At 74.4% G+C, this 11,747-nt stretch carries 12 protein-coding genes; 9 read left to right on the forward strand and 3 right to left on the reverse strand.

All coding sequences use genetic code 11. The features are described from left to right. The first annotated feature begins 22 nt into the window (after window positions 1-22). From ABD994_RS17860 to ABD994_RS17870, 3 genes are all read left to right on the forward strand, one after another. Window positions 23-409 (forward strand): hypothetical protein, encoded by a 387-nt coding sequence (locus tag ABD994_RS17860; protein ID WP_345417759.1) that lies wholly within the window; start codon window positions 23-25, stop codon window positions 407-409. A 243-nt stretch (window positions 410-652) separates the two neighbouring features. Continuing rightward, window positions 653-1,054 (forward strand): hypothetical protein, encoded by a 402-nt coding sequence (locus tag ABD994_RS17865; RefSeq protein ID WP_345417762.1) that lies wholly within the window; start codon window positions 653-655, stop codon window positions 1,052-1,054. A 449-nt stretch (window positions 1,055-1,503) separates the two neighbouring features. Beyond that, a complete protein-coding gene (locus ABD994_RS17870; RefSeq protein WP_345417765.1) occupies window positions 1,504-1,878 on the forward strand; it encodes a hypothetical protein in 375 nt (124 codons plus the stop codon). A 146-nt stretch (window positions 1,879-2,024) separates the two neighbouring features. Here the strand turns inward: ABD994_RS17870 and ABD994_RS17875 are convergent, their stop codons facing one another. Next, window positions 2,025-2,873 carry an alpha/beta fold hydrolase gene (locus tag ABD994_RS17875; RefSeq protein ID WP_345417767.1) on the reverse strand — a complete coding sequence of 283 codons (849 nt, stop codon included), beginning with the start codon at window positions 2,871-2,873 and terminating at the stop codon, window positions 2,025-2,027. A 184-nt stretch (window positions 2,874-3,057) separates the two neighbouring features. Here ABD994_RS17875 and ABD994_RS17880 point away from each other — a divergent pair, with 184 nt between their 5' ends. After that, window positions 3,058-3,210: a hypothetical protein gene (locus ABD994_RS17880; protein ID WP_345417769.1), complete on the forward strand. Its 153-nt coding sequence runs from the start codon at window positions 3,058-3,060 to the stop codon at window positions 3,208-3,210. Here ABD994_RS17880 and ABD994_RS17885 read toward each other — a convergent pair. Then, the gene (locus ABD994_RS17885) at window positions 3,207-4,757 is read right to left on the reverse strand and encodes an acyl-CoA synthetase (RefSeq protein WP_345417771.1); all 1,551 of its coding nucleotides are present in this window, start codon (window positions 4,755-4,757) and stop codon (window positions 3,207-3,209) included. The genes ABD994_RS17880 and ABD994_RS17885 overlap by 4 nt on opposite strands. A gap of 87 nt (window positions 4,758-4,844) precedes the next feature. Here ABD994_RS17885 and ABD994_RS17890 point away from each other — a divergent pair, with 87 nt between their 5' ends. Beyond that, a complete protein-coding gene (locus ABD994_RS17890) occupies window positions 4,845-5,459 on the forward strand; it encodes a TetR/AcrR family transcriptional regulator (RefSeq protein WP_345417774.1) in 615 nt (204 codons plus the stop codon). Here ABD994_RS17890 and ABD994_RS17895 read toward each other — a convergent pair. After that, window positions 5,447-6,307 (reverse strand): crotonase/enoyl-CoA hydratase family protein, encoded by an 861-nt coding sequence (locus tag ABD994_RS17895; RefSeq protein ID WP_345417777.1) that lies wholly within the window; start codon window positions 6,305-6,307, stop codon window positions 5,447-5,449. The two genes, ABD994_RS17890 and ABD994_RS17895, sit on opposite strands and share 13 nt — an antisense overlap. A gap of 159 nt (window positions 6,308-6,466) precedes the next feature. Here ABD994_RS17895 and ABD994_RS17900 point away from each other — a divergent pair, with 159 nt between their 5' ends. Genes ABD994_RS17900 through ABD994_RS17915 form a run of 4 tightly spaced genes read left to right on the forward strand, consistent with a single transcriptional unit; the run spans window position 6,467 to window position 11,540 of the window. Beyond that, window positions 6,467-6,664, forward strand: a complete 198-nt coding sequence (locus ABD994_RS17900; RefSeq protein WP_345417780.1) for a ferredoxin — start codon at window positions 6,467-6,469, stop codon at window positions 6,662-6,664. Window positions 6,665-6,675: 11 nt separating this feature from the next. Further along, the gene (locus ABD994_RS17905; RefSeq protein ID WP_345417783.1) at window positions 6,676-7,935 is read left to right on the forward strand and encodes an NAD(P)/FAD-dependent oxidoreductase; all 1,260 of its coding nucleotides are present in this window, start codon (window positions 6,676-6,678) and stop codon (window positions 7,933-7,935) included. Next, window positions 7,932-9,200 (forward strand): cytochrome P450, encoded by a 1,269-nt coding sequence (locus ABD994_RS17910; RefSeq protein ID WP_345417786.1) that lies wholly within the window; start codon window positions 7,932-7,934, stop codon window positions 9,198-9,200. Before ABD994_RS17905 ends, ABD994_RS17910 begins: the two co-directional genes overlap by 4 nt. A 36-nt stretch (window positions 9,201-9,236) precedes the next feature. Beyond that, a complete protein-coding gene (locus ABD994_RS17915) occupies window positions 9,237-11,540 on the forward strand; it encodes a glycerol-3-phosphate 1-O-acyltransferase (protein WP_345417789.1) in 2,304 nt (767 codons plus the stop codon). The last annotated feature ends 207 nt before the right edge of the window (window positions 11,541-11,747 follow it).

Genomic DNA, 11,747 nt, shown 5'->3' on the forward strand with positions numbered 1-11,747 from the left:
CCCCGAAGCGCACACTGGCGTCGTGGACGGCGCGGCGGTCATCGGCCTCGTCATCAACGTCGGCGTGATGCTCGTGCTCGTGGTGCCCGGCCTCGCCGCACTGTTCGTCAAAGTGCGTGGCCGCCCCGGCGGTCGGGCAGGACGGGCCGGAGAACGCGCAGCGGAGATCGTGGACGTCTTCGATCCCGGACAGCGTCGGCAGGTCGAGCAGATGGAGATATCGGACTCGTTGCGGGTGGACGCCGAGTCCGCCGATGGTGACCCCTTGGGCTGCCTCCCCGATCCCGACGGCGTGCGTGACCAGCTCGACCCGGAGCACCTCTACGAAGCCCGGCGGGCGCGGACCGCGGAACCACAGCGGAACGACGAGGACCCGGTGATCGGGAGTCATCCCGATCACCGGAGGTGACGGCCGGTTCCCGTCGTCAGCGGTCACGTCCTCGGGAGGACCTCCGCAAGCCCTACCGGGCAGGCGTCCGTACCCCGCGGAGGGGCACGCCCGGAGCGTGAACGGTGCCCGGGGCCGGCAACGCGGGCCGGGATGGGCCTCGATTCCGGCCGGCGGCGAACTGGCGCCCCGGAGCGGGGGCCCCGGGGCCACACTGTGCGGGTACCGACGACGGGAACGGCCTCGACGGGTCGGGTGGGTGTCATGGGCGAGCACGGGCAGGACGCCGACGAGCGGGACGCGCGCGCCGACGCCCGGGACGCGGCTGCCGACCTCCGCGACGCCGCCGCCGACGCCCGCGAGGCCGATGCCGACCGGCGGGAGCAGCTGGCCGACCTGCGCGAGCAGCGTGTCGACGAGCGCGAGGAGGCCCTGAGCGGGCTGGCGCGGGCACTGGGTACCCCGACGACGGATCCGGTCGAGCGCTCGTTCGCGGCGCTGGACCGTGCGGCTGAGACGGTGGCGCGCGCGCAGGCGCGCCTCGACCGCAACCGCTCCGCGTTGCGCCGGTCCCGCCACCAGATCGACCGCGACCAGGAGGAGATCGACCGCGAGACGGCCGCGAGTGACCGCGCGCTCGACCACGTCGCCGGCGACGACCGCTGAGCACGGCGGCGCACTGCGCCGGCCGTGGGACCGCGACGGGCGAACGGGTGCCGCGGTTTGACCCGTCCGACGGGGCCGAGGAGGGTGACGGTCCTGGCTCCCCGGCGTCGGCGGTTGTCCGCGCAGACGGGCGGCCGGCGGGGACGGCCCCGCTCCCCGGGCAGCCGGGGGCGGGGCCACCTTGCGCCCCGCGCTGAACCGATCCACGAGCCGGCCACCGTGTTTCCGCACCTCAAGGCACGGGCACGCTGATCGTGAAAGGCCGTGGCCGGGGCTTCGGGGGCTCCGTGACGGCCCTGCGGGAGCCGGTCCCACCCCTGACGCTGGGGAGCAGTCAGGAGCGGGACCGGCTCCACCCCGTCTCGCTCGTTCGACCGCCGCAGTTGTGCTCCATTCGGTCGTGCACCATCGAGCGCGTCGCCCCCTCGGCGGGCGGGTACAGCCACGTCGTGACGGTTGAGAACACAGGCGTCGCGCTCGCCCGCCAGGCCTCCGACGCCCTGCGGCGCCTCGACGACCAGGGGCGAGCGCTGAGACCGGACGGGGTCGACCACTTCACGTGGTCGGCCGACGTCCTCGACGAGCTCGCGCGCCTCGCGGAGACGGTCGGCCGTGCCGTGGAGCACGTGACGGGCGAGTCCTCGCCCGCCGCGGAGGCCCACGCCCAGGCCCTCGCCACCGCGATCGTGGCGCACCGGAACTCGTTGTTGCGACACCGCGACGGCGAACGCCCTTTCCGCCCTGGCGATGACCGCGAGCTCCCCTCGGACATCGCCCGATCACCGCGGGAGCGCAACCGACTCGTCGGTGTGCAGGCTCGGTGAGCTGAGCTGAACGGGTGTTCAGGATCGCACCCGGAGCCCCTACCGGCCGAGTCATGAGCACGTAACATGAGGCAGTCGGCCGTGCCCCCCTCGGCCGACCATGGTTCCGGGAGCGCATCCCCCCGCGCTCCCGGAACCCCCCAACCTCAGCCCCGCTCCGCGACGTGCTCCAGCACGAGGTCGGCGAGCCGATCGGGCACCTCGTCGGGGATCCAGTGGCTCACGCCGCTGAGCACCTCCAGCCGGTAGGGCCCCGTGACCCAGCGCGGGGTGCCGTCCACCGCGGCACGCGAGATCGCGACGTCACCGTCGCTCCACACCAGCAGGGTCGGCGCCGACACGGTGAGCTGCAGCCCGCGGTGCTCCCAGAACGGCATGGCGCGGTACCAGTTGACGGCCCCCGTGACCGCCGGACGCAGTCCGCCCTTCGCCGCCAGCGCCGCCTCGTCGCGCCGCGCCCGCTGCGGGCTCTGCCCGGCGCGCCGCGCCGCGGTCGCCAGCCCCCCGGGGCGTCCCAGCACCCGCTCGGCGACCCCGGGGAGCTGGAAGGCGTACATGTACCAGGACAGGGCGACCTGCCGGCTCGTCACCATCGCCTTCACGAACGCCGCCGGGTGCGGGACAGAGACCGCGGTCAGCGTGCGGACCCGCTCCGGGTGCAGCGCCGCCAGGGCCCACCCCACGACGGCGCCCCAGTCGTGGCCCACCACGTGTGCCGGCCCGCCGCCCGCGGCGTCGAGGAGCGCGACGACGTCGTCGACGAGCTCCTCGACCCGGTAGGCGCGCCGGCCGGCGGGGCGGGCGCCGGGCGAGTAGCCGCGCTGGTCCGGGACGAGGACGCGGTGGCCCGCGTCGGCGAGCCGGCGGGCGACCGGCTCCCAGCTCGCCGCTGTCTGGGGGAAGCCGTGCAGCAGCAGCACGGGGATGCCGTCGGTCGAGCTCGCGCCGTACTCGGTGACGTCGAAGCGCAGGCCGTCGCTGGTGAAGGAGTCCACGGCGGGGGATCGTGCCCGTTCGGGCGGGTCGACGCCGATCTTCTCCGGACGCGCGCCCGACACTCCGTCGAAGTGGAACCACCGGACGAGGTGATGGCGTTACGGTCGGTGCGCACCGCGCCCACCCCCGAGCGCGGTCGGGGGCCGGGACGACGGGAGCGGCGGCGAACGCATGTCTGCATCGGTGAGACGGTTGCTGATCCTGGTCGTCGTGGCCGTGCTGCTCTACTTCGTGATCGCCCAGCCCGAGGGCGCGGCCGACGTCGTCCGCTCGATCCTCGCCATCATCGGCAACGCGCTGTCGTCGATCGCCACGTTCTTCCGCTCGCTCTTCTAGGTGGCGACGAACTCCCCGGCCGCGTAGCGCTCGCGCAGGCGGTGCTTGACGAGCTTGCCGGTCGGCGTGCGGGGCAGGTCGTCGGTGAACACCAGCCGGCGTGGCGTCTTGTACCGCGCGATCCGCCCGCGGACGTGCTCGAGCAGCTCCTCGGCCAGGGCCTCCGACGGCTCGTGGCCCGGCGCGGGCGTGACGACCGCGAACACCGACTCGCCCATCTCGTCGTCGGGCACGCCGATCACGGCGACGTCGTCGACCGCGTCGTGGAGGACGAGCACGTCCTCGATCTCCTGCGGGTAGATGTTCACCCCGCCTGAGATGATCATGAAGCTCTTGCGGTCGGTGAGGTAGAGGAAGCCGTCGTCGTCGACGTAGCCGAGGTCGCCGGTGGTCGTCCACGTCTCGTGCTCGGGGTGCTGGCTGCCGCGGGTCTTCTCGGGGTCGTTGTGGTACCGGAAGGGCACCTGGTCGCGCTCGAAGTAGACGGTGCCGACCTCGCCCGGAGGGAGCTCGCGGCCCTCGTCGTCGCAGACGTGGATCGTGCCCAGCCCCGCGAGCCCCACCGAGCCGGGCCGCTCGAGCCACTGCCGCGAGTCGATGAACGTGATCCCGTTGGCCTCGCTCGAGCTGTAGTACTCGTAGAGCACCGGGCCCCACCAGTCGATCATCGCCCGCTTGACCTCGACAGGGCAGGGTGCCGCGGCGTGGATCGCCACCCGCAGGCTCGAGACGTCGTAGCGGGCCCGCGTCTCCGCGGGCAGCTTGAGCATCCGCACGAACATCGTCGGCACCCACTGGCTGTGGGTGACGCGGTAGCGCTCGATCGCGGCGAGCGCTTCCTCCGGGTCGAAGCGGTGCATCATCACGACGGTGCCGCCGGTCGACTGGATCGTGGCGCCGAAGCGCAGCGGCGCCGCGTGGTAGACCGGCGCCGGCGAGAGGTAGACGGTGTCCTCGCCGAAGCCGTACATGGGCTTGAACACGGCGATGTAGAGGTCGCCCGGCTCGTCGATCTGCCGCTCGGGCAGCGTCGGCTTGATGCCCTTCGGGCGACCGGTCGTGCCCGAGCTGTAGAGCATGTCGCCGCCGCGCGGCTGGTCGGCCATCGGCTCGGCGCTCTGCGGCCCGACGACCTCGTCGTAGTCGCGGTGGCCCGGCACGGCGCCGCCGAAGGCCAGGCGCAGCGTGACGTGCGGCGTCGCGTCGACGATCGCCGCGGCCAGCTCGTCCTTGGCCGCGCTGACCACCAGGGCCCGCGCCCCGCAGTCGTCGACGATGTAGGCGGCCTCGTCGGGGGACAGGTGGTGGTTCACCGCCGTGACCAGCAGGCCGGCACGCTGCGCGGCCCAGTAGACCTCGAAGACGCGCGGGTGGTTGTCGGAGAGCAGGGCGACGACGTCGCCGCGGCGCAGCCCGTGCTCGTGCAGCGTCCGGGCCAGCCGCACCGACCCGTCCTCGAGCTCGCGGTAGGTCAGGCCCTCACCGGTCTCGGCCATGATCACGGCTTTGCGGTCCGGGCTGGTGGCGGCGAACGTGCCGGGATACATCGTCGTCTCCTTCGACGGTGCGGACCGGGGGGTCGGCCGTAGAGTAGGTTACGTTCTGCTCGACGGGCGACCCCTGCGGGAGGACCCATGCCGACGGCCACCCCGCGGTCCTACTACGAGCAGGCGCTGCGCCTGCTCGCCCGCGAGGGCCGCAACGGCCTGCGCATCGGGCGGCTCTGCGCCGCGCTCGGCGTCACCAGCGGCTCCTTCTACCACCACTTCGGCAGCTGGGACGGGTTCGTCGCGGCGCTGCTGGAGCACTGGGAGAACGAGCAGGTGGCCCGCATCGTCGAGCTCGTCAACGCCGGCGACGACCCGGGCGAGCGCATCACGCGCATGAAGTACCTGGCGCTGACGGTGCCGCACGGGGCCGAGACCGCCATCCGTGCCTGGGCGACGGTGGACCCGACGGTGGAGGCAGCACAGCGGGCGGTCGACCGGGGCCGGCTGCGGGCGCTGTCCGACGTGCTGGCGCCGGTGGTCGTCGACCCGGACCGCCGGGAGCGCCTCGCCGCCCTCGGTGTCGCGGTGCTCGCCGGGCACCAGCAGATCGCGGGCGTGACCGACGTGGACCTGGCGTCCCTGCTCGAGGAGTTCGAGGCGACCGTGCGGGACCGGGCCGACGTCACGTGGGACCCGCCGGTCGCCGAGCCCGACCCGTGGCGGGCGGATCCGGCGCGCCGCGAGGCTCAGTCCGAGTAGCGCGGGGCGCGGCCCTCGGCGAAGGCGGTGACGGCCTCGGTGAGGTCGTCGGAGATGAGCACCGAGGCGTTCCACGTCGCGATCTGGTCGAGGGCGTCGGCCGTCGTGTGGTCGCGGGCGTAGGTGATCGCGTGCTTGGTGCCGCGCAGCGCCAGCGGCGACTTGGCGGCGAGCCCGCGGGCGACCTCGGTGACGTGCGCGACGAGCGCCTCGGGGTCGTCGCCCTCCAGGCACGCGTTGACCAGGCCGATCCGCTCGGCCTCCGGGCCGCGGACGTCGCGGGCGGTGTAGGCCATCTCGCGGGTACGGGCCTCGCCGATGAGGTGGGGCAGGCGCTGGAGCACGCCGACGTCGGCGGCGAGGCCCATGTCCACCTCCTTGAGCGAGAACTTCGTGCGCGGGGTGGCGTAGCGCAGGTCGCAGGCGACGGCGAGGTCGAGCCCGGCGCCGACGCACGCGCCCTGGATCGCGGCGAGCACGGGCACGCGGCAGCGCTCGACGGTGGTGAGCACGTCCTGCAGGTCGAGCACCGTGCGGCGCAGCGTCTCGCGCGCCCGGCCCGGGTCCGCCGTGGCGTGGGCCGCGCCGCCGATCTCGGCGAGCATCCCGAGGTCGATGCCGGCGCAGAAGTGCTTGCCGGCGCCGGTGAGCACGACGACGCGCACGGTGGGGTCCTCGTCGAGGGCCCGGAAGGTGTCGCGCAGCTCGCGCCACAGGGTGCGGTCGAGCGCGTTGGCGGCCTGCGGGCGCTCGAGGCGCACCGTCGCCACGCCCTCGTCGCGCGTGATCGACAGGGCGGTCGGGGTGGCCGGCGCGGCGGTGTCGAGCGCGGGGTCGAGGGTGGTCACGTCCGCGTCCTCCTTCGTCGGGTGCTCGTCGGCGAACGCTCTCACGACACCCCGGTCGCGCGCGGTGATCGTCCGGTGACGGAGGTCTCGCCCCGGACCATCACGCACGTTATGGTCGGCGCGCCGTCGAGGACGCCGACCACCACCCGGAGGGCACCGATGAGGATCGTCGTGGACTGGGACCGCTGCACCGGGATGGGCATGTGCGAGTCGCTCGCGCCCGACGTGTTCGAGGTGGACGACGACGGGTCGCTGATCCTGCACGCCGAGGAGGTCCCCGAGGGGATGGAGAGCGACGTCCGCGAGGCCGTCGCCGCGTGCCCGACCGAGGCGCTCTCCCTCCAGGGCGAGGAGTGACCCACCTCGTCGTGGTCGGGGCGTCCCTGGCCGGGCTGCGCGCCGTCGAGGCCGTGCGGCGCGACGGGTTCGACGGCGAGGTCACGCTCGTCGGTGCCGAGGAGCACCTGCCCTACGACCGCCCGCCGCTGTCCAAGGAGTACCTGGCCGCCGAGGAGTGCCCCGACCCGCGCTACCGCGAGGAGGAGACCTTCGCCGGCGACCTCGACGTCGAGCTGCTGCTCGGCACGCCGGCCTCGGCGCTCGACACCGCGGCGCGGACGGTGACGGTCGGGGACCGCACGCTGTCCTACGACGGGCTCGTCATCGCGACCGGCGCGCACGCGCGGGCCCTGCCGGGCACCGAGGACCTCGAGGGCGTGCACACCGTGCGGACCCTCGACGACGCGATCGCGCTGCGCGCGGCCCTGCGGGGCGGCGCGCGGCGGCTCACGGTCGTCGGGGCCGGGTTCATCGGCTCCGAGGTGGCCTCGGTCGGACGGAAGCTCGGGCTCGAGGTGACGATCCTCGAGGCGCTCGAGACCCCGCTGGCCCGCGCCGTCGGCGAGCGGATGGGCCGGGCGCTGACCCACCTGCACCGCCGCCACGGCACCGAGGTCCGCACGGGCGTGGCCGTCGACGAGGTCCTGCGTCGCGACGGCCGGGTCACCGGCGTGCGCCTGGGCGACGGCACCGAGCTCGAGACCGATGTCCTCGTCGTCGGCATCGGCGCCCGCCCGGCCACCGACTGGCTGGAGGGCTCCGGGCTGACGATCGACGACGGTGTCGTCGCCGACGAGACCCTCGCCGCGGCCGACGGCGTCTACGTCGCCGGCGACGTCGCGCGCTGGCCGAACGCGCTGTTCACCGACGTCGTGGACGGCACGATGCGTCTCGAGCACTGGACGTCGGCAGCCGACCAGGGCGGCCGCGCCGCGCGGCACGCCGTCGACCCGGGCGCCGCGAAGCCGTACGAGACCGTTCCCTACTTCTGGTCGGACTGGTACGACGGCCGCGTCCAGTTCGTCGGGGTCGCCGACGCCGAGGAGATCGAGGTCGTCGCCGGCGACGACTCGGAGGGCGGGCCGTTCACCGCGATCTACCGGGCGGGCGACCGGATCGTCGGCGCCCTCGCCGTCGACATGCCCGCCGAGGTCATGAAGTACCGGCGCCTCATCGGCGGCCGCAAGAGCTGGGACGACGCCCTGGCCCTGGCGGAGGAGCGGCGCGCGGCCCGGGCGAAGAAGGCCGAGCAGGCCGAGCAGGCCGCGCAGCAGGGAGCCGGCGCGTGACGACCACCGCGGACGACCGGGAGGTCGACCCCCTCGACCTCTCCTCGCTGGACTTCTGGGGCCGGTCGATGGCCGAGCGCGACGCGGCCTTCGCCGAGCTGCGCCGCGAGCGCCCGGTCTCGTGGCACCGCCCGCCCGAGGGCATGGTCATGCCGAGCGAGAGCGATCCCGGCTTCTGGGCCGTGACCCGCCACGCCGACATCGGCCACGTCAGCAAGAACCCGAAGCTCTTCTGCTCCGGGCAGGGCGTGCAGTTCCAGGACGCCCCGCCGGAGCTGCTCGAGGCGACGCAGTCGTTCCTGGCGATGGACGCGCCGCGGCACACGCAGCTGCGCAAGATCGTCAGTGCGGCGTTCACGCCGAAGCAGGTCCGGCGCGTGGAGGACCGCATCGCGGAGCGCGCCGAGCGGATCGTGGACGAGCTGCGTGATCATGGTGACGGCGACTTCGTCCAGCTCGTCGCCAAGCGCCTGCCCATGGGCACGATCTACGACCTCATGGGGGCGCCCGTGGAGTACCAGGACTCCCTCGCCGAGGCCGCCGACCTGCTCGTCGCCACCAACGACCCCGACGTGCTGGAGAACCTCGGGGTGGAGGACCCGCTGCAGGCCGCGGGGCAGGCCCTGCACGCCCTGCTCGGCCCGGCGCACGAGCTCGCCGAGGCGCGGCGCCGCGACCCGCAGGACGACCTCATGACCAACCTCGTGGCCGCCGAGGTGGACGGGCAGCGCCTCACCGACGACGAGATCGGCGCGTTCTTCGTGCTGCTGTCGGTGGCCGGCAACGACACGACCCGCAACACCATCGCCCACGCGATGCGCGGGCTCACCGAGAACCCGGAGCAGCGCGCCTGGCTGGCCGCGGACCTCGAGGGGCGGATCGGGGGCGCGGTGGAGGAGTTCATCCGCCACGCGAGCCCGGTGATGACGTTCCGGCGCACGGCGACCGAGGACACCGAGCTGCGCGGGCGGCGGATCGCGGCCGGCGACAAGGTCGTCATGTTCTACGAGTCGGGCAACCGGGACGACGAGGTCTTCGCCGACCCGCAGCGGTTCGACCTCGCGCGCGACCCCAACCCCCACGTCGGCTTCGGGGGTGGCGGACCCCACTTCTGCCTGGGCAACATGCTCGCGCGCACGCAGTTGCGGCAGATCTTCACCCAGCTCCTGACGGCGGTCCCGGACCTCACCGTCGGCGAGCCGGAGACGCTGCGCAGCAACTTCGTGCACGCCGTGAAGACCATGCCCTGCTCGCTCGAGGGCTGACGGCCGCCGGTGGGCGGGGTGAGGCGGGGGCACGACGTGGTGCAGCAGACCCTGGTGCGGACCCTGGTGCTGTCGGGGGCGCGGTCACGGACCGAGCGCGAGCTCGTCCGGCGGTGGGCGGAGACGACGTACGGCAACGGCGACGGGCCGGTCCGCGTCGTCCCCGACGACGGGCGCGAGCTCGCGGGCGCCCTCGACGACGCCGGCCCGGACACCACGGTGGTGCCGGTCCGCGTGGTGTGGCCGCCGGCGGAGCGCGCCTCGTCGGACCCGCCGGCCCTCGGTGACCTGCTCTCGCTGAGCCCGCGACGCCGCGGCCTGCGCCACGTCCACGCGCGGGTGCGCGGGTGGTCGGAGGACAAGGCGCGCGTCGTGGCCGGCGAGGCCGCGACCCTCGACGAGCTGCGCCGCGAGGGCGACCGGGAGCTCGGCGACCCCCGCGGCGACGGGTTCGTGGCGTTCGTCCGGCGCCGCGCCGCGCTGGCGTGCGACCGCGCCGAGCGCCGCCTGACCGGCGACCGCTACAAGGTGCCGCGGCTCATGGCCGAGCAGATCGTCGCGTCGGCGGCGGTGCGCCGGCGCGCCGCGGCGCTGGCCGGCGAGCTCGGGCTGGACACCGACGAGGTGCTCGCGCGCACCGCCGACTGCCTCGCCGAGATGGCCGCGGTGCAGAGCCCCCCGGCCATCGAGGCCTTCCGGTCGGTGATGAGCCCGCTGCACCGCAAGGCCTGGGACGTCGACGTCGACACCACCAGCCTGGAGAACCTGCGCGAGCAGGGCCGCTCCCGCCCGCTGGTGTTCCTGCCCTCGCACCGCAGCTACGCCGACCCCCTCGTGCTCGCCGAGGTGCTCCACGCCCACGACTTCCCGCGCAACCACGTGCTCGGGGGCAACAACCTCGCGTTCTGGCCGCTGGGCACCCTGGGTCGCCGCGCGGGCATCGTGTTCATCCGCCGCAGCTTCGGCGACGACGCGGTCTACAAGTTCGCGGTGCGCGAGTACTTCGCCCACCTGCTGGACAAGCGCTTCAACCTCGAGTGGTACATCGAGGGCGGCCGCACCCGCACCGGCAAGCTCCGCCCGCCGCGCTACGGGCTGCTGCGTTACCTCGTCGACGCCGCCGACCACCTCGAGGAGGGCTCGCCGGGCGCCGACCCGCTGCTCGTTCCCGTCTCGATCCACTACGACCAGCTCCACGAGGTCGGTGCCCTGGCCGCCGAGCAGGGCGGGGCGGGCAAGAAGGCCGAGGGCCTGGGCTGGCTGGCCGGCTACATGCGCGACCAGCAGCGCCGCATCGGCTCGGCCCGGGTGCGCTTCGGAGAGCCGCTGGGCCTGCGCGAGGCGCTCGCCGAGGCCGGCGAGGGGCCGTCGCAGCTGGAGAAGGTCGCGTTCCGGATCGCGGTCGGCATCAACCGGGCCACCCCGGTGACGCCGACGTCGGTCGTCACGTTCGCGCTGCTCGGCGCGGGCGGGCGCGCCCTGACGTTCGAGCAGGTCCGCGCGGTCGTCGCGCCGCTGCGCACGCTGTTCGCCGACGAGCCCGTGATCAGCCGGGTCGACAGCGACGACGGACTCGCGGAGACCCTCGGGCGGCTGGAGTCGGTCGGTGTCGTCGACCGCTTCGACGGCGGGCCGCAGACCGTCTGGTCGATCGGGCCCGAGAGCCACCACGTCGCCGCCTTCTACCGCAACGGCGTGCTGCACCACCTGCTCACGCGCGCGGTGCTGGAGATGGCGCTGTTCGCCGTCGTCGACGAGGGGCGGGACGAGCGCTCGCCCGACGAGGTCCTCGAGGCCTGCTGGCAGGCCGCGCTGGAGCTGCGCGACCTGCTGAAGTTCGAGTTCTTCTTCCCGCGCCGCCGGGAGTTCCGCGACGAGCTGCTGGCCGAGCTGACCCGCCTCGCCCCGGACCGCACCGGCACGCCGGACTCGACCGGCAGCGCCGCGGAGATCCTCGACCGGGCCGAGCTGCTCGTGGCGCCGCGCGCGCTGCTGCCGTTCGTCGAGGCGCAGTGGGTGGTGGCGACGGTGCTGGCCGGGTGGGACGGGGCGCTGGAGCGCGACGGTCGCGACGCCTTCCTCGACGCCTGCACCGGGCTCGGCCAGCAGTGGTGGCGCCAGCAGCTCCTGCACGGCGCCGACGTCGTCTCCCGGGAGCTGTTCACCTCCGCGCTGCGGGCCGCGGACAACCGTGACCTGCTCGGGGCCGGCGCACAGGAGGGCCGCGCCGCCTGGCGCGACGAGCTCGCCGCTGTGCGCGACCGGCTGCGCCGCGCGGGGCGGCGGGAGCAGGAGCTGCGGACGGACGTGCTGGAAGGGGTGCCCGGTGCCGGTCGCTGACCTCGAGGCCCACCGCGCGGCGATCCGCGCCGCGCCCGCGGGCAGCGTCGCCGTCGTCGACGAGACCGCGCTGCTCGACGGCTCCGCGGTCGCGGCCCACGCGGGCGAGGCGCTGCGCGCGGGCCGCACGGCGTGGGGCTCGCTGCCCGGCGACCTCGCGCTGGTAAGTCGGATCGTAGCCATGTCGTTCTGTGTGCCAAGGAGTTG

It is taken from the genome of Actinomycetospora chlora, assembly GCF_039542135.1.
In the GTDB taxonomy this organism is placed as follows: domain Bacteria; phylum Actinomycetota; class Actinomycetes; order Mycobacteriales; family Pseudonocardiaceae; genus Actinomycetospora; species Actinomycetospora chlora.

What these genes read in the sequence shown, in the direction of transcription:
- ABD994_RS17865 (WP_345417762.1), top strand. Translation starts at nt 653, where the DNA reads ATGGGCGAGCACGGGCAGGACGCCGACGAGCGGGACGCGCGCGCCGAC.
- ABD994_RS17885 (WP_345417771.1), bottom strand. Translation starts at nt 4,757, where the DNA reads ATGTATCCCGGCACGTTCGCCGCCACCAGCCCGGACCGCAAAGCCGTG.
- ABD994_RS17890 (WP_345417774.1), top strand. Translation starts at nt 4,845, where the DNA reads ATGCCGACGGCCACCCCGCGGTCCTACTACGAGCAGGCGCTGCGCCTG.
- ABD994_RS17900 (WP_345417780.1), top strand. Translation starts at nt 6,467, where the DNA reads ATGAGGATCGTCGTGGACTGGGACCGCTGCACCGGGATGGGCATGTGC.